This is a genomic window from Nonomuraea sp. NPDC048881, from assembly GCF_040649795.1.
Classification (GTDB): domain Bacteria; phylum Actinomycetota; class Actinomycetes; order Streptosporangiales; family Streptosporangiaceae; genus Nonomuraea.
This window is the reverse complement of record NZ_JBEZGC010000018.1, coordinates 112,459-128,253: the sequence shown is the minus strand read 5'-3', so window position 1 is coordinate 128,253 and position 15,795 is coordinate 112,459. Positions and strand designations below refer to the sequence as shown.

Genomic DNA, 15,795 nt, shown 5'->3' with positions numbered 1-15,795 from the left:
TAAAGAAATCAATACCTAGCTTTTGTCTGACACGTATGGATATATTCCGCAACCGGGGTCGTAGCCGGGTGGGAATGCCCGGGCCCTGTCACAGGGTGAACCGGGGTTGATACACGTGGTGAAGACCGTTCCATGAATGAGCATCCGCTTCCGGTTCCGCCGGACGGCCTGGCACTCACCGTGGTCGTTCCGTGCCTGAACGAGGCCGACAACATCCCTGACACCTATCGCGAAATCGCAGACGCGCTGGGTGACCAGGGAGAACTCGAAATTCTCTTCGTCGACGACGGCAGTACGGACGACACGCTCGCGCGCATTCGCGCGATCGCCGAGAGTGACAATCGTGTGTCGTTCATATCGTTGTCCAAGAATTTCGGCGTGGAGGCCGCCTTCTCGGCCGGTTATCGGTACGCCCGGAACCCCTGGGTGCTGCACCTCGACGCCGACCTGCAGTTCCCGCCCACCGAGGCCAAGCGGCTGATCGAGCGGGCGGCCGACGGGTACGACGCGGTGTTCGGCATCCGGGTGGACCGCAAGGACCCCTGGCCGCGGCGGACCGCGTCGATCGTGCACGACTGGCTGGCGCGGCGGCTGCTGGGCATCGAGATCCCGCCGCGCGCCACGACGTTCCGCCTGGTCCGCACGGAGATCGCGCGACGGATCGTGGACCTGCGGCTCGGCACGCCGTACTTCCTGGCCACGCTGCCGCGCCTGACGCGCGCCTGGACGACCGTGCCGACCGCGCACCGGCCGCGGGTGCACGGCTCGTCCAAGGTGACCGTGCGCGGGCTGGCCAGGCACTCGCTGGACCTGTTCTTCGGCTTCTCGTCGCGGCCCATCTCGGCCGCGGTGTGGGCGGGGCTGATCGGCCTGCCCGTGGCGCTGCTGGCCGGGATCACCGGCAGCGCGCTGCTGTTCGGGCTGGCGCTGGCCGCCGCCCTGTTCGGGCTGAGCATGATGGCCCGCACGCTTCTGCACATCTCTCGCGGTCAGGCCCGTCCGCCGCTGTTCCTCGTACGGGAGGCCAACGTGCCGGTCGATTCCGCTGACCTGCTCGCCGGGAGGCTCACGTGACCGGCGCCGGCCGCACCATCGCGGTCCTCGGCGGCGCGGACGGCGCCATCAGCACCATCCGCGCCGCGGCCCGCCTCGGCGTGCGCACGATCTGCGTGGACATGCGGGCCGACGCCCCCGGCGTCGCGCACGCCGACGAGTTCCTCGACCTCAGCACCCGCGACGTGCCGCGGGTCGCGCGGGCCCTGGCCGAGCGCGACGACCTGGCCGGCGTGGTCTCCCCGGCCAGCGACGTCAACCTGCCCTCGCAGCTCGCCCTGGCCGCCCGGCTCGGCCTGCCGTGCGGGCTGTCGGAGGGCGCGGTGCGCGGCTCGGTCGACAAGGGCTGGTTCCGCGCGATGTGCGCCCGGCTCGGCCTGCCCGGTCCCCGCCACGTGAGCGGCGCTGCGGAGGAAGTGCTGCGCGACGCCCCTGAGCTGGGCTTCCCGCTCATGGTCAAGCCGGTGGACTCCTCCGGCAGCCGCGGCGTGTCGCTGTGCCGCGCGCCGGACGAGCTGCCCGAGGCCGTGGGGCTGGCCAGGGAGTGGTCGCTGTCCGGCCGCGTCGTGGCCGAGGAGTTCCTGGAGGGCGCCCACTACACGGCCGAGGCGTTCGTGATCGGCGGCAAGGTGGCGCTGATCGGCCTGGCCGAACGGGAGCTGACCCCGCCGCCGCTGTTCATCACCGTCCAGCACACCATGCCGGGCCCGGACCACGTCACCGACGCCGTGCGCCCGATGCTCGACGCGATCTGCGCCGAGACCGGGCTGCGCGAAGGGCCGCTCAGCGCCGACGTGCTGGTCACCGGGGCGGGCGAGGTCGTGCTCGTCGAGATGGGCGCCCGCTTGGGCGGCAACGGCCTGGCCGAGCTGCTGGGCCTGGTGCACGGCGTGGACGTGGTCGAGCAGTACGTGTTGTCGGCCATGGGCGAGACGCCGTCCCTGACCCCGGCGGCGACCCGGTACGGCGCGGTCCGCGTGCTCAACGCGGAACGCGACGGCAAGCTGGTCAGGGTGGACGGCGAGGAGCAGGTCAGGGCGCTGCCCGGCGTCGTCGACCTGGTGCTGGCCGCCGCCCCCGGCGACCACGTGGAGCGCTACACGCGGGCGGGCGCCAAGCTCGGCTACCTGACCGCCGCCGCCTCCGGCCGGGACGCCCTGGCCGGCGTGCTGGCCGAGGCCACCGGGCTGCTCCGCTTCGAGATCGGGGACGGCCTGTGAGCCATGGACTGGGCGTAGCCGTGCGGGAGGTGCGGCACGTCGTGGACGCCTTCCGCGCCATCCGCCGCCCGCGCGCCGAGACCGACCGGCTCACCCTCGACGGCCTGCGCGACCTGCTGGCCTTCGCCCGCGCGCACGTGCCGCACTACGCCGACCCGCGCTACGACGTGCCCCTGCACAGCCTGGCCGACCTGGCGAAGCTGCCGATCCTGGACAAGGCCACCGTGCTGGACGGCGACCTGTCCCGCTTCCACACGCCCGGCCTGAGCACCAAGGACTACCGGCTGGACCGTACGAGCGGGACCACGGGCCGCGTCCTGGAGGTGCGGCACGACGTGGCCGCCTACGGCTACCACGGCGCGACCATCTTCCGCCGCTTCCTGCTGTCGGGCTACCGGCCGTGGTGGCGGATCGCGCACATCAAGCCGTTCCCCCGCCCGCTGCGCTGGTTCCAGCGGCTCGGCCTGTTCCCGCGCACGGTCATCGGCGCCGGGCAGGGCGACGCGAAGATCCTGGCCGACGTGCTGAAGGTGCGCCCGCACCTGATCATGGGCTACCCGGTGGTGCTGCGCGGGCTGCTGCGCGCCGCCACCCCGGCCCAGGTGGCCGAGCTGCGGCGCACGCTGCGCATGGTCATGACCGACTCCGAACTGCTCACCGACGAGGTGCGCGAGCTGCTGCAGAACGGCTTCGGCGTGCCGGTGTACGACGAGTACTCGGCCTACGAGGTGCTGACCGTCTCCACCCAGTGCGACCGGGGCGCGATGCACGTGGACGAGGACCGCGTCCGCCTGGAGATCGTGGACGACGACGGCATGCCGGTGCCCGACGGCCAGGACGGCGCGGTCGTGGTGACCCACTTCAGGGAACGGGCGATGCCGCTGATCCGCTACCGCCTGGGCGACCGCGGCATGATCGTGCCGGGGGAGTGCGGCTGCGGCAACCGGTTCACGCGCATGCGGGTGACCGGCGGCCGGTCCGACGACTACATCACCTTCCCCGGCGGCCACCGCGTCTACACCGCCACGTTCCTGTCGCTGGCCATGTGGACGCCGGGCGTGGCCGAGAGCATGGTCCGCCAGGACGCCGACGGCAACGTCACCGTCCACCTGGTTCCCGAGGCGGGCCGGGACTTCGACGAGGTGGCCGCGGCCTACCGGGACGGGCTGGCCAAGCAGGTGGGCGGCCCGGTCGAGGTGCGCTTCGAGCAGGCCGAACGGGTCACGCTCACCCCCGGCGGCAAGGGCAGGTTCGTCGAGTCGGCACAGGCCGGCCCGTGACCGTGAGCCTGCGCCGCAGGCCGCCGCCACGCCTCGTGGCGGTGACGGCGGCCCTGTTCGCCGGGCGCGGCGCGTTCCGCGCCGCCCTGTGGACCGCCAACCTGGTGCTGCTCGGCCTCTGGGGCGCCGACGAGTTCGCCCTGTACGCCACCGCCAACGGCGTGTCCGGCTGGCTGCTGGCGCTGACGTCCAGCGGCATCGAGAAGGCGGCGCTGGCGCTGGTGCCGCGGCGCGGCGGGCAGACGTTGCGGCCGCTGTTCATGCTGCTGGCGGCCACGCCGTTCACGCTGGCCGTGCCCGTCTGGCTGGCCCTGGCGGCGGCCGACCCCGGCGGCGCGCCCGCCCGGTACGCGGCGGCCGCCGCCTACGCCTGCGGGCTGGGCTGCTGCGCGGTCATGGCGGCGCTGAACCGGCTGCGCGGGCGGGCGCGGGCCGACGTGTTCGCCTACCTGACGCTCGCCGTCGCGCAGGCGTCCGGCGTGGGGCTGGTGGCCCTGACCGGGATGCGGGCCAACGCGCTGCTGGCCCTGCACGTCGGCGTGCTGGCGGTGCTGAACGCCGTGCTGGCGGCCGGGCTGATCCGCGGGCGCTCCGGCAAGGCGGACAAGGGCGCCTACCGGCCGGCCGTGCGCGCGGCGGCGCTGCTCAGCGTCGGCGAGGTGACCGCGGTCGCGGCCACCTCGGTGACGTTCGCGTACTTCGCCCACCTGGACGACGCGCAGCAGACCAGCGTCTTCTACGTGTGGTCGGTGGCGCTGTCGGTGGTCGTGATGGGCGTGTCGTACCTGCTGCGCATCCTCCAGCCGCGGGTGGCGGTCTGGATCGAGGGCACGGGCGAGGCCGGCGCCCGCCGGATGGCGCGGCGCATCCTCGCGCCCGCCGTGCCGGCCGGCGCCCTGGCGGTGGTCGTGCTCGGGGTGGTGCTGGCGGGCGGCCAGCGGGGCATGGTGGCGACCGGCGCGGCGCTGCTGGCCGAGGCGGCCCTGACGGTGGCCGTGCTGCCCGCGTTCCTGCTGGTGGAGAACACCGACGACCGGGGACGGCGGCTGGCCGCGGTGGCCGCGTGCCTGCAGTTCGCGGTGGTGGCCGCCGCCGGTTGGTTCCTGGTGCCCGCCGCGACGGCGTTCGGCGCGCTGCTGGCGTACTGCGCGGGCGAGGTGGTCAAGGGCGGCGTCATGCTGGCCACGCTGAAGAAGGAGACCTCATGAAGGGCTTGCCCAGCACGATCCCGGTGGTGCCGGTGGTGCGGAACCTGTACCTGGCGCGCTCACGGGACCGGATGGACCCGGCCCGGCTCCAGGTCGTGCAGGACCGGCTGCTGACGGGGCTCGTCCGTCACGCGCACGCCAACGTGCCGTACTACCGCCGCGTGTTCCCGGCCGACGCCGTGGCGGCGCTGTCCACCGCCGCCGACCTGGCCGCCCTGCCGATGCTGAACCGGACGACGCTGCGGGACCTGCCGCCCGCCGAGCTGATGGCCACCGGGTTCACCCCCGACAACACCCGCGAGGCGCCCACCAGCGGCTCCTCCGGCGTGCCCATCCGGCCCTTCTACTCCGAGGGCGACCTCGGCTACCTGCGCGCCACCTACCTCCAGGACCTGCTGGCCTCGGGCCTGCGTCCCTGGGACCGGATCGGCTACTTCCGGGTGGGCGAGTTCCGGCCGCACCGGCTCCAGCGGCTCGGCCTGGCCCGTACGGTCCACGTCAACACCAGCCGCAGCCTGGACGAGCAGGTCGAGGCGTTCCTGCGCGGACGGCCGACGTTCCTGTGGGGCTTCCCCGGCTGCATCGTCACCCTCGTGGACGAGCTGCGCCGCAGGAAGATCGCCTACCGTCGCGTGCACACCGTCATCTTCGCCGGCGAGACGCTCACCCCCGAGGCCCGCGAGCACGTGCTGAACTACTTCGGGGCGCGCGGCCACGAGGTGTACGCCTCGGTGGAGGCGTACACGATCGGCCGCACCTGCCCCGAGGGCGCGATGCACCTGCGCTCGGCCGACGTGGTGGTGGAGGTGCTGCACGACGACGGCGGCGTGTCGCTGGCCGACGGCGAGGGCGAGGTCCTGGTGACCCGGCTGCACGCCGAGGCGATGCCGCTGATCCGCTACCGGCTCGGCGACCGCGTGCTCATCGAGCCGGACGACTGCCCGTGCCGCGCCTTCCACACCCCGATCATCCGCCGGATCCAGGGACGGACCGAGGACCGCGTCGTGGCCGCCGACGGGCGCACGGTGCACGCCAACTTCCTCACCAACCCGGCCGTGATGCCGACGGCCGGCGTGCGCGGCGTGCAGGTGCTCCAGTACCGGCCGGGCGCGGTGGAGATCCTGCTGGTGCCCTCGCCGTCGGCCCCCGCCGACCTGGCCGGGCGGGTCCGCGACGCCGTGGCCGCCGTCGCCAAGGACTTCGAGGTGACCGCGCGCACGGTGGACAGCATCACCCCGGAGCCCAACGGCAAGGTGCGGATGGTCAAGATCATGCACAACACCCCCGCCTCCTGACGCCCGCCGCGGCCCGGCCGTTCGCCGCCGCTCTGCCCGCCGTCAGCTCGGCCCGAGCCATTCGCTCAGGTCGGCGAGGTGGCCGAGCTCGGACTCGACGCGCCGCCTGTCGTCGGGGGTGAGCTCGGTGCCGCGCAGGTCGGCCAGCCACGGCTCGGCGGGCTCGCCGAGCGCCGTGGCGAGGTCGGCGAGGTGGCACAGGGCGATGGCCCGCTCGGCCGCCGGAGCCTGCGGGCCGTGCCGGCGCACGGCCGACTTGAGCGCCCGGTAGGCCTGCAGGTCGTCGTTCTTGAACTCGCGCAGGATCCGGGCGTTGTCCAGCGCCTTGGCCAGGCCCGTCAGCTTCGTGGAGCCGCCGTACTCCAGCTCGGCCGGCTCGTCCCGCTGGATGAACATGATCGAGTTCCCGGACGGGTCCATCAGCGTGAACCTGGACGCGCCGGGCCGGTAGCGGGTGATCCGCGGCAGGCCCGAGCTCAGCACCTTGCCGTAGGCCCGGCGCATGGCCGCGACGAGCGCGGCGTGGTACGGCGCCACGGCGTCGACCAGGACCAGGCACGCCCCGGTCGCGTCCCGGGCGGGGTCGAAGTCCTTCGGCGCGGGGCCGAAATGCAGGTCGAACCCGCTCCAGCGCATCGCCAGATAGACGTAGGGCCGGGTCTGCCGGTGGGTGACGGTGAACCCGAGCGCCTCGAAGAACTCCAGGGTCTGCTCGGGGGAAGGGCAGGGCAGCACCGGAACCGTCGTCTCGTTGGGACGGATCGCGGGCTCGCTCACGGATTCCACCTCTCGGGTCATCCGACGATGCTGGCATCTCCGGCGGCCTCTCGCATATGGATCGTTCCAGGACGGTTCCGCAGCCTTGTTCGCTGAATTCCGGGACGCAATTGATCGGACAATGCGCTTTTCCCGAATCATTTGAACAGCGGTCGGGCGGCGGTGAATTTTCGGCGATCCACCCGCCCTGAATTCGCCGATGAATTGTTTTCCACTGAATCATGCGCGAGGCGAAGAATGCATGGGAAAAGAGCGCCGATCACATTTCGGTGACTCCGGCGGCCGGAGGCGCGCATCGAGGCTGGTGGCGTCCTGTTCGCGCGGGTCCGGGCCAATCGCCGCCGGGGCGTGGGGCGCGGACCTTCCTTGACACCGCCTCCGACCGCCTGCTCCGCAAGGGAGCCGCTTTATCGGCCGACCGAAATTCCGGCCGACGCCATCCTTGAAGATCAAAAAGGATGGCGTCCCCTGAACCGGTCCGCGCCCCGCGACCGGCCGGTCAGGCGGGCAGGGCCGGGTAGTCGGTGTAGCCCGCGGCGTCGCCGCCGTAGAAGGTGGCCGGGTCCGGGGCGTTGAGCGGCGCGCCGGTCGCCAGCCGGCGGGGCAGGTCGGGGTTGGCGAGGAAGAGCCGGCCGAAGGCGATCAGGTCCGCGGTGCCGTCCTCGATCAGCGCGAGGTCCTCCGGGCCGGTCGGGCGGTCGCCGGTGTGCGGGTTCAGGACGAGCGGGCCGGGGAAGAGCCGTCGCAGGGCGCGCGTCAGCTCCCGGTCGGCGGCCTCCATGACGTGCAGGTACGCCAGCCCCAGCCCGGACGTCCGGCCCAGCAGCTCCTCGTAGACCGGCCGCGGGTCGGGCTCGTGCATGTCGTTGTTCGGCATCCCGGGGGAGATCCGCAACGCGGTGCGGTCGCCGCCGATCGCCTCGGCCACGGCCGAGACGACCGCCACGGCGAACCTGGCGTGCCCGGCCGCCGAGCCGCCCCAGCCGTCGGTGCGCCGGTTGCTGCCGGGGGCGAGGAACTGGTGGATCAGGTAGCCGTTGGCGCCGTGCAGCTCCACGCCGTCGAAGCCGGCCTCGACGGCGTTGCGGGCGGCGTCCGCGAAGTCGGCGACGGTCCGCTCGATCTCGGGCTCCGTCAGCTCGCGCGGGGTGACGAACTCCTTGACGCCGTCGGGGGTGAAGAGCTGCCCGCGCGCGGCCACCGGCGACGGCGCGACGGGGACCGCCCCCTCGGGCAGCAGCACCGGATGGCCGATCCGGCCGGTGTGCAGGAGCTGGGCGAAGATCTTGCCGCCCGCCGCGTGCACCGCGCCGGTGACCTCCCGCCAGGCGGCGACCTGCGCCGCGCTGTGCAGGCCGGGCGTGAAGGGATAGCCCTGGCCGATCACCGACGGCTGGATGCCCTCCGTGACGATCAGCCCGGCGGAGGCGCGCTGGGCGTAGTACCGCGCCGTCAGGCTCGTCACCAGCCCGTCGCGGGCGCGGCTGCGGGTCATCGGGGCCATGACGACCCGGTTGGCCAGCTTCGTGCCGCCCACGGCGATCGGATCGAAGGCGATGGACATGGAAATCTCCTTGGTGGAAGGGGTGGGGGTGGGTCAGGCGCGGCGCGGCAGCAGGAAGCCGCCCGCCGCCAGGGCCAGGCCGAGCCCGGCCGCGATGAGGAAGACCAGGCCGTAGCCGTCGGCGAGGGCTTCGGGGGAGCCGGCGGCGCCCGCGGCCGTCGCGAGGACCGCCAGGCCGATCGACGAGCCCACCTGGCTGGTGGTGTTGGCCAGGCCCCCGACGACGCCCGCCGCTCCTTCGGGCGCCTCGGCGGTCGCCGCGGCCATGAGGGTGGGGAAGGTCAGCCCGATGCCGGCCGCGACGAGCAGCGTGGGCCCGAGGACGCCGGTGAGGTAGCCGCTGCCGGCCTGCGCCAGGGACAGCCAGCCGAACCCGGCCACGAACAGCGCGCCGCCGGCGAGCGTCAGCGCACGCGCCCCGGCCCGCGGCAGCAGGGCGGCGGACGCCCGGGCGACCAGCATGAACGTCACCGCCGCGGGCGTCTGCCCGAGCCCCGCGAGCAGCGCGCTGAAGCCCAGGACGTTCTGCAGGAACAGCGACGTGAAGTACCACATCGCGATGGTGATCCCGCCGAACAGCAGCAGCATGCCGTTCCCGACGGCCACCCCCCGGATCCGGAGCAGCCGCAGGGGCAGCATGGGCCTTCCGGCGAAGCGCGCCTCGACCACGACGAAGACGGCGAGCAGCAGCAGGCCGGCGAGCACGGGCACGAGCACCCGTCCGGACGACCAGGCGTGCTCGGCGCTCTGCATGACCCCGTAGACCAGCGCCGCCAGGCCGGCGGTCGCGGTGACCGCGCCGGCCAGGTCGAGCGGCTCGCGCCGCGCGTTTCGTACGGTGACCAGCGCCGCGAGGGCCACGGCGATCAGCAGCGCGCCGACCGGCACGTTGATCAGGAAGACCCAGCGCCACGACAGGCCGGTGGTGATGGCGCCGCCGGCCACCGCGCCGATCATCCCGCCGACGCCGCCCGCGGACGACCAGGCGCCGAACGCCCTGGCACGCGCGCCCGGCTCGGTGAAGTACGTGTTGATCACGGCCAGCGTGGCGGGGGCCATCATGGCGGCCCCGGCGCCCTGTACCACGCGGGCCGCGACCAGGACCTCCGCCGCGGTCGCCAGGCCGGCGGCCAGGCTGGCGGCGGAGAACAGCAGCAGCCCGGCGACCAGCGTCCGGCGCGGGCCGAACAGGTCGGCGGCCCGGCCGCCCAGCAGCATGAAGCCGGCGAAGGCCAGCAGGTAGCCGTTCACCACCCAGGCGAGCCCGGTGGGGGTGAAGCCGAGCTCCGCGCGGATGGCGGGGAGGGCGACGTTCACGATGGAGGCGTCCAGGATGACCATGAACTGGCCGGCGCAGGCCAGCGCCAGGATCAGCCAGGACGGGATGGTTCGTGGGGTGGCCCGCCGGGCGGCGGCGCCGATGCTCGTCATGGGATGTTCCGTTCTTGTCTGCTCGCCCTGGGGACGCGCCGCGTCGGGGCTCTTCGCAATCCCGGCTCCTGTGGGCGGTGCCCGGCCGTGTAGGATTGGTTACGCGGATAACTATTATGCACATAACTAATTTCCGTCAAGGAGCGATCATGGACTTCGCACAAGCCGACGCCGTCAACCAGGCGATCCGCCTGCTGAGCCTGCGCCACCGGGCCAGGGCAGCCGCCCTGCTGGCCCCGCTCGGCCTGCATCCGGGGCAGGAGGCGCTGCTGCTCGAACTCGCCCGCACCGGGCCGAGGATCCAGGCGCAGCTCAGCGAGGCGCTGGGATGCGAGCCGCCCAGCGTGACGCTCATGAGCCGCAAGCTGGAGGCCTCCGGTCACATCCGCCGCACGCCTGCGCCGTCCGACAAGCGGGCCAGCGTGGTCGAGCTCACCGACAGCGGCCGGGCGCTGGCCGAGCAGGTCAAGCGGCTCTGGGTCGACCTGGCCGAGGAGACCGTGGCCGGGCTGCCGGCCGAGACGGTGGCCGGGCTGCCCGCCCTGATCAACACCCTCACCGACAACGTGGACAAGCGCCCCGGCCGGCGGCACGGCCCGGCGGAGGCGGCGCGGCGGGCCGGGCAGGGGCCGATCGGCGAGTACGAGCCCAGCACGTCGGACTGGGTCCGCGAGCACGTCGAGCAGATCCTGCGCACCGGCACGACCGACGGCGTCACGATCAAGGACCGGCCCGTCGTGCTGATGACCTACCGGGGCGCGAAGACCGGCAAACTGCGCAGGACGCCGGTCATGCGGGTCGAGCACGAGGGGCGCTACGCGGCCGTCGCGTCCCTGGGCGGCGCCCCGGTCAACCCGCAGTGGTACGCCAGCGTGCTCGCCGAGCCCGTCGTCGAGCTCCAGGACGGCACGGCGACCGGCGTCTACCGGGCGCGCGAGGTGTCGGGGGAGGAGAAGGACGCCTGGTGGCGGCGGGCGGTGGCGGCCTACCCCGACTACGCCGACTACCAGACGAAGACCGAGCGCCTGATCCCGGTCCTCGTCCTCGAACCGCTCGCCGGAGAGCGGTGACGACGGCGGCCTGTGGGTAGACGGAGGGGCACCCGCCGGCCCAGGAGGAGGGACACTCGATGATCGAGACGCTCGTCCCGGACAACGTCGCCGTCTCCACCGCCTACGGCGACCCGCCCGGCGTGCGGCTCTTCCCCGAGGAGCGGCACGCCGTCAGGAAGGCGGTCGCCAAACGCCGGCGCGAGTTCGCCACCGTCCGCCACTGCGCCCGCGAGGCGCTGGCGGCCCTCGGCATCCCGCCCGCGCCCATCGTCCCCGGCCGGCGCGGCGCGCCGCGCTGGCCGGCGGGCGCGGTGGGCAGCATGACGCACTGCGCCGGGTTCCGCGCGGCGGCCGTGGCCGACGCCGGCGACGTGCGCAGCATCGGCATCGACGCCGAACCGCACGAGCCGCTCCCCGAAGGCGTCTTCCGCATGGTGGCCAGGCCCGAGGAGGCCGCGATGGTCCGCGAGCTGCGCGACCTGCGGCCCGGCACCTGCTGGGACCGGCTGCTGTTCAGCGCCAAGGAGTCGGTCTACAAGGCGTGGTTCCCGCTGACCGGCGAGTGGCTGGGGTTCCACGACGGCTCACTCGCCTTCTCCCTCGACGGCCGCTTCCGCGCCAGGCTGCTGCCGCCGGACGCGCCGCTGGCGGAGTTCGCGGGCCGCTGGACGGCCGCCCCCGGGCTGCTGGCCACGGCGATCGTCGTCCCCCGATAGGTCAGCCGCGGCGGCCGGGCTCGACCAGCTGCTCGTGCTCGGCCCGGCGCAGGCGTTCCTCGGCGGTGAGCTCGACGCGTCTCATCGCGACGCGCAGGATCGGCGGCGCCATGAGCGAGGTGACGATCGCGACGACGATCACGATCGTGTACATCGCCGTGTCGATGATGCCGATGCGCAGCCCGACCATCGCCACGATCACCTCGATGACGCCGCGCGCGTTCATGCCCGCCCCCAGCGCGAACGCCTCCCACGCGCTCAACCGGCTCAGCAGCGCCCCGAGGTACGCGCCCAGGAACTTGCCGACGATCGCCACCCCCAGCACGACCCCGGCCGCCGCCAGCACGTCCGGCCTGGACAGCAGCGTGAGGTCCATGCGCAGGCCGGCCGTCGCGAAGAACAGGGGCGCGAGCACGCTCAGGACGATCGTGCGCAGCGGGGCCAGCCACGCGGCGTCGGCGTGGCCGGACCGTCCGATCAGCGCGCCGCAGACGAACGCCCCCAAAATGGCCTCCAGGCCGAGCGCGTGCGTGCCGGCGGCGGCCAGCAGCACCAGCACCACGGCGGTGGCCACGGCCGGGCCCGGCTCGTCCGAGCGGGTGGCCGCCCGCATCGTCCAGCGGACCAGCGGCCGGCCCACCCACAGCGCGAACGGCACCAGCGCGACCAGGTAGACCAGCGACAACACGATCTGCCCGGTGCGCACGCCGGTGGTCGCCATGGCCGAGACGACCGAGAGCATGAACCAGCCGAACGCGTCGTCCACCATCCCCGCGGTCAGGCAGAGCTGGCCGACGTCGCGGTGCAGCAGCTTCATGTCCGTCAGCGTCTTGGCGATCACGGGGATGGCGCTGACGCACGTGGCCACGCCCAGGAACAGCGCGAAGACGGTCACGCTGGTGCCCTCGACGAGCAGGGAGGCGGGCAGCAGGAAACCGGCGGCCACGCCGAGCCCCAGCGGCACGACCAGACCGGCGACGCTCACCTTGACGGCCGTCGCGCCGCGCCGCCGGACCAGGCCGAAGTCGAGCTGGACGCCGGTGATGGCGACCAGCAGCAGGACGCCGACCTGGCCCACCGCGTCCAGCAGGTGGAGCTGGGTGAACTTCAGGGCGGGGGCCAGATGGTTCAGCAGCGACGGGCCGAGCAGCACGCCCACGGTCAGCTCGCCGACGATGGCGGGCATGCGCAGGCGCACGGCCAGCCGGCCGAGCAGGACGGCGAGACCGAGGAGCAGGCCCAGCTGCAGCATGAAGACCAGCAGTTCGTGGGCTCCCAGAGGCATGTCAGGCACAGGAGAGGCTAGGCCGATCGGGCCGCCGTCCTGCTGCTCAATATTGAGCCCGCCCGCGACGGGCGCGCCGGGGGCCTGCTCAATATTGAGCGGAGCTTCCCGCCCCCGTGGGCGACATTCGGGGCATGACGAAGCCGGCGCAGTATCAGACCACCCTGCCCCCCGACCAGTTGCTGCACTCGGGCAACGCGGGCCTGATCATCCACCGCGTGGGGATGCTGGAGTACGGCATGGCCCGCGAGGGCCGCGACTTCAGCGTGGACCTGCTCGACTACATGAACCGCGCCCAGGCCGGCGTCGCCACGACCTTCTGCTACGAGGAGGTCTTCGGCGTACGCGAGCGGCTGCACTGGTTCGTGCACATGAAGTCCCCCGAGAAGTACAGCAAGCTCATCGAGATGGTGGACCACGACGAGGCGTTCCAGCAGATCTCGCTCAAGGACCGGCTGCCCAAGAAGGGCGGCGGCAACTGGGAGAAGATGTTCGTGCACGGCAGTCTCCAGGAGACCGTCATGTGCCCGCAGCACGGGTTCACCGACGACGTGCACGACGTGCCCGGCACGTTCGTGCCGCCCGCGACCTACCAGACCACGCAGCAGGAGCAGCTCAACTCGGCGACCGCCGGCGCGATCGTGCTGCGCACCGCCGACGCGCGCTACGAGCTGCGCGAGGAGGGGCGGCAGTTCCTCTACGACTGGTCCCGCTACCTCAACGCCAACCTCGAAGGCCGCGCCACCGCCTTCATCTACGAGCAGACGTGGGGCCGGCAGGACCGCCTGCACGCCCTCATCCACCTGCGCGAGCTGGACGACTACCAGGCCGTGCGGGAGCTGGACCGCGGCGAGGGCATGCGCAAGGAGGTCTACGACGTGGAACGGGTCCCGGAACGGCACGGCGGCGGGCAGTGGGACCGGCTGTTCGTGCCGACCAGCATCCACGACGTCCTGATGGTGCCCTAGGCCATGGCTCTCGGGATCGAGGCGATCAACGCGTACGTCGGCAGGGCGTACACGGACGTCCGCGCGCTGTTCGACGCGCGCGGCCTGGACGTGAACCGCTTCGGCAACCTGATGATGGAGCAGCGCTCGGTCAACCTGCCCTGCGAGGACCCGGTCACCAACGCGGTCAACGCCGCCCGCCCGCTGCTGGACGCGCTCGCTCCGGAGGAGAAGGACCGGATCGAGCTGCTGGTCGTCGGCACCGAGTCGGGGCTCGACTTCGGCAAGCCGATCAGCACCTACATCCACCACCATCTCGGGCTGAACCCGGCGTGCCGCTCGTTCGAGGTCAAGCACGCCTGCTACGGCGGGACGGCCGCGCTGCAGTGCGCCGCCGCCGTCGTCGGCGCGAGCCCGATCCCCGGCGTGAAGGCGCTGGCCATCGCCACGGACGCGGCCAGCGGCACCGCCAAGTCCACCTACTGGGAGCCCTCCGAGGGCGCCGGCGCGGTGGCGATGCTGGTCGGCGCGGACGCGCGGGTGCTGCGGCTCGACCCCGGCGCCAGCGGCTACCACACCTTCGAGGTGATGGACACGGCCCGGCCGCGCCACGACACCGACGCCGTCGATCCGGACCTGTCGCTGCTGGCGTACATGCGCTGCGCCGAGGAGTGCTTCGCGGCCTACGGGCGGCGGGTGGCCGGGGCCGACATCGTGGACACCTTCGACTACCTGGCGCTGCACACGCCGTTCGCCGGGATGGTGAAGGGCGCGCACCGGATGTTGCTGCGCAAGCTCAAGGGCATGGGGGCGCGGGAGATCGAGGCCGACTTCGCGGCGCGGGTCGCGCCGTCCCTGGCCTACGGCGTGCGGGTGGGCAACACCTACTCGGCCGCGCTCTACCTGGCGCTGTGCTCGCTCATCGACCACGGCGCGTTCGACGCGCCGAAACGGGCGGGGCTGTTCTCGTACGGGTCGGGCTGCGCGTCGGAGTTCTACAGCGGCGTGATCCCGGCCCAGGGGCGCAGCGGCATCGGCCGGGCGCTGGACGAGCGGCGCGAGATCGGCGTCGCGGAGCTGGACGCGCTGACCGAGCTGAGCGCCGACCGCGCCTTCGGGGTGCGGGACGCCGTGCTCGACCCCAAACCGTACGGCGACCTGTACGAGGACGCCTTCGACGGTCGCGGCCTGCTGGTGCTGGACCGCATCGCGGACTTCCACCGGGAGTACAGATGGAGCTGACCTCGGCGACCCTGCGGCACCGGCTGCGCAGCCGCACGATCGACGACCGCGCCATCGACGAACTGGGCGCCGCCCTGGACGAGGCCGAGCGCGCGCCCGGCTGCCGCATCCTGCTGCTGGAGGGCGGCGACGGCGTCTTCTGCACCGGCATGGACCTGGAGGAGGCGGCCGGCAGCGACGTCGCCGACGGCGGCCGGGCGTTCTACGGCCTGCTGCGCCGCTTCACCGAGACGCCCGTGACGGTGGTGGCCCGGGTGGACGGCCGGGTGGCCGGCGGCGGCGTCGGCCTGGCCGCGGCCAGCGACTTCGTCTTCGCCAGCGAGCGCAGCACCTTCAGCCTCCCCGAGGCGCTGTGGGGGCTGCTGCCGTGCTGCGTGCTGCCGTTCCTGATCCGGCGCACGGGCTTTCAGAAGGCGTACGCGATGACGCTGAGCACCCAGCCGGTGAGCGCCGCAGAGGCCGCCGCCTTCCACCTGGTGGACGAGGTGTCGGACGACCCGGAGGCGCTCGTGCGGCGGCTGGCCTACCGGCTGACCAAGCTGGACCGGTCGATCGTCACGGACATGAAGCGCTACTTCCGCGAGCTGTGGATCCTGTCGGACGAGACCGAGCAGGTGGCGGTCAAGGAGTTCGGCCGGCTCATGTCCAGCCCCGAGGTGCGCCGCAGGCTCGTCGACTACGCGACCGAGAAGAGATTCCCCTGGGAACGCTAGAGAGGAACGCGC

At 73.0% G+C, this 15,795-nt stretch carries 14 protein-coding genes; 10 read left to right on the top strand and 4 right to left on the bottom strand.

Features of this window, described 5'->3' with window-relative positions; translation table 11 throughout:
* Window positions 1-132: 132 nt before the first annotated feature.
* Genes AB0C33_RS41135 through AB0C33_RS41115 form a run of 5 tightly spaced genes read left to right on the top strand, consistent with a single transcriptional unit; the run spans window position 133 to window position 6,056 of the window.
* Window positions 133-1,074: a glycosyltransferase family 2 protein gene (locus AB0C33_RS41135; RefSeq protein WP_358298280.1), complete on the top strand. Its 942-nt coding sequence runs from the start codon at window positions 133-135 to the stop codon at window positions 1,072-1,074.
* On the top strand, window positions 1,071-2,273 hold the full coding sequence (locus tag AB0C33_RS41130) for an ATP-grasp domain-containing protein (RefSeq protein ID WP_358298278.1): 1,203 nt from the start codon (window positions 1,071-1,073) through the stop codon (window positions 2,271-2,273). Before AB0C33_RS41135 ends, AB0C33_RS41130 begins: the two co-directional genes overlap by 4 nt.
* Window positions 2,270-3,553, top strand: a complete 1,284-nt coding sequence (locus AB0C33_RS41125) for a hypothetical protein (protein ID WP_358298276.1) — start codon at window positions 2,270-2,272, stop codon at window positions 3,551-3,553. Before AB0C33_RS41130 ends, AB0C33_RS41125 begins: the two co-directional genes overlap by 4 nt.
* Window positions 3,550-4,761 (top strand): hypothetical protein, encoded by a 1,212-nt coding sequence (locus AB0C33_RS41120; RefSeq protein ID WP_358298275.1) that lies wholly within the window; start codon window positions 3,550-3,552, stop codon window positions 4,759-4,761. The genes AB0C33_RS41125 and AB0C33_RS41120 overlap by 4 nt, the downstream gene beginning before the upstream one ends.
* Window positions 4,758-6,056, top strand: a complete 1,299-nt coding sequence (locus AB0C33_RS41115) for a hypothetical protein (protein WP_358298273.1) — start codon at window positions 4,758-4,760, stop codon at window positions 6,054-6,056. Before AB0C33_RS41120 ends, AB0C33_RS41115 begins: the two co-directional genes overlap by 4 nt.
* A gap of 42 nt (window positions 6,057-6,098) precedes the next feature.
* On the opposite strand, the gene AB0C33_RS41110 is transcribed toward AB0C33_RS41115, so the two are convergent.
* The 3 genes from AB0C33_RS41110 to AB0C33_RS41100 all read right to left on the bottom strand — a co-directional run bounded on the left by AB0C33_RS41110 (window position 6,099) and on the right by AB0C33_RS41100 (window position 9,828).
* Window positions 6,099-6,833, bottom strand: coding sequence for a glyoxalase (locus AB0C33_RS41110; RefSeq protein ID WP_358298272.1), 735 nt, complete (start codon window positions 6,831-6,833; stop codon window positions 6,099-6,101).
* Between the two features lie 499 nt (window positions 6,834-7,332).
* Complete coding sequence (locus AB0C33_RS41105; protein ID WP_358298270.1) at window positions 7,333-8,397, bottom strand: alkene reductase; 1,065 nt, start codon at window positions 8,395-8,397, stop codon at window positions 7,333-7,335.
* Window positions 8,398-8,430: 33 nt separating this feature from the next.
* On the bottom strand, window positions 8,431-9,828 hold the full coding sequence (locus AB0C33_RS41100) for an MFS transporter (RefSeq protein WP_358298268.1): 1,398 nt from the start codon (window positions 9,826-9,828) through the stop codon (window positions 8,431-8,433).
* 149 nt (window positions 9,829-9,977) lie between these two features.
* Between AB0C33_RS41100 and AB0C33_RS41095 the strand changes: the two genes are divergently transcribed.
* Both AB0C33_RS41095 and AB0C33_RS41090 read left to right on the top strand, forming a co-directional pair.
* Window positions 9,978-10,898 (top strand): nitroreductase/quinone reductase family protein, encoded by a 921-nt coding sequence (locus tag AB0C33_RS41095; protein ID WP_358298266.1) that lies wholly within the window; start codon window positions 9,978-9,980, stop codon window positions 10,896-10,898.
* A 59-nt stretch (window positions 10,899-10,957) separates the two neighbouring features.
* Window positions 10,958-11,596, top strand: coding sequence for a 4'-phosphopantetheinyl transferase superfamily protein (locus AB0C33_RS41090; RefSeq protein ID WP_357978830.1), 639 nt, complete (start codon window positions 10,958-10,960; stop codon window positions 11,594-11,596).
* A gap of 1 nt (window position 11,597) precedes the next feature.
* Here the strand turns inward: AB0C33_RS41090 and AB0C33_RS41085 are convergent, their stop codons facing one another.
* Window positions 11,598-12,881 (bottom strand): cation:proton antiporter, encoded by a 1,284-nt coding sequence (locus AB0C33_RS41085; protein ID WP_358298264.1) that lies wholly within the window; start codon window positions 12,879-12,881, stop codon window positions 11,598-11,600.
* Window positions 12,882-13,015: 134 nt separating this feature from the next.
* Here AB0C33_RS41085 and AB0C33_RS41080 point away from each other — a divergent pair, with 134 nt between their 5' ends.
* The 3 genes from AB0C33_RS41080 to AB0C33_RS41070 are packed head-to-tail and all read left to right on the top strand — an operon-like array spanning window position 13,016 to window position 15,783.
* Window positions 13,016-13,849, top strand: a complete 834-nt coding sequence (locus AB0C33_RS41080; RefSeq protein WP_358298262.1) for a DUF6039 family protein — start codon at window positions 13,016-13,018, stop codon at window positions 13,847-13,849.
* 3 nt (window positions 13,850-13,852) lie between these two features.
* On the top strand, window positions 13,853-15,070 hold the full coding sequence (locus AB0C33_RS41075; protein WP_358298260.1) for a hydroxymethylglutaryl-CoA synthase: 1,218 nt from the start codon (window positions 13,853-13,855) through the stop codon (window positions 15,068-15,070).
* The gene (locus tag AB0C33_RS41070; protein ID WP_358298259.1) at window positions 15,061-15,783 is read left to right on the top strand and encodes an enoyl-CoA hydratase-related protein; all 723 of its coding nucleotides are present in this window, start codon (window positions 15,061-15,063) and stop codon (window positions 15,781-15,783) included. The genes AB0C33_RS41075 and AB0C33_RS41070 overlap by 10 nt, the downstream gene beginning before the upstream one ends.
* The last annotated feature ends 12 nt before the right edge of the window (window positions 15,784-15,795 follow it).

Coding starts and splice junctions, on each gene's coding strand:
- AB0C33_RS41135 (WP_358298280.1), top strand. CDS start 133: ATGAATGAGCATCCGCTTCCGGTTCCGCCGGACGGCCTGGCACTCACC.
- AB0C33_RS41115 (WP_358298273.1), top strand. CDS start 4,758: ATGAAGGGCTTGCCCAGCACGATCCCGGTGGTGCCGGTGGTGCGGAAC.
- AB0C33_RS41105 (WP_358298270.1), bottom strand. CDS start 8,397: ATGTCCATCGCCTTCGATCCGATCGCCGTGGGCGGCACGAAGCTGGCC.
- AB0C33_RS41100 (WP_358298268.1), bottom strand. CDS start 9,828: ATGACGAGCATCGGCGCCGCCGCCCGGCGGGCCACCCCACGAACCATC.
- AB0C33_RS41095 (WP_358298266.1), top strand. CDS start 9,978: ATGGACTTCGCACAAGCCGACGCCGTCAACCAGGCGATCCGCCTGCTG.
- AB0C33_RS41090 (WP_357978830.1), top strand. CDS start 10,958: ATGATCGAGACGCTCGTCCCGGACAACGTCGCCGTCTCCACCGCCTAC.
- AB0C33_RS41085 (WP_358298264.1), bottom strand. CDS start 12,881: ATGCCTCTGGGAGCCCACGAACTGCTGGTCTTCATGCTGCAGCTGGGC.
- AB0C33_RS41080 (WP_358298262.1), top strand. CDS start 13,016: ATGACGAAGCCGGCGCAGTATCAGACCACCCTGCCCCCCGACCAGTTG.
- AB0C33_RS41075 (WP_358298260.1), top strand. CDS start 13,853: ATGGCTCTCGGGATCGAGGCGATCAACGCGTACGTCGGCAGGGCGTAC.
- AB0C33_RS41070 (WP_358298259.1), top strand. CDS start 15,061: ATGGAGCTGACCTCGGCGACCCTGCGGCACCGGCTGCGCAGCCGCACG.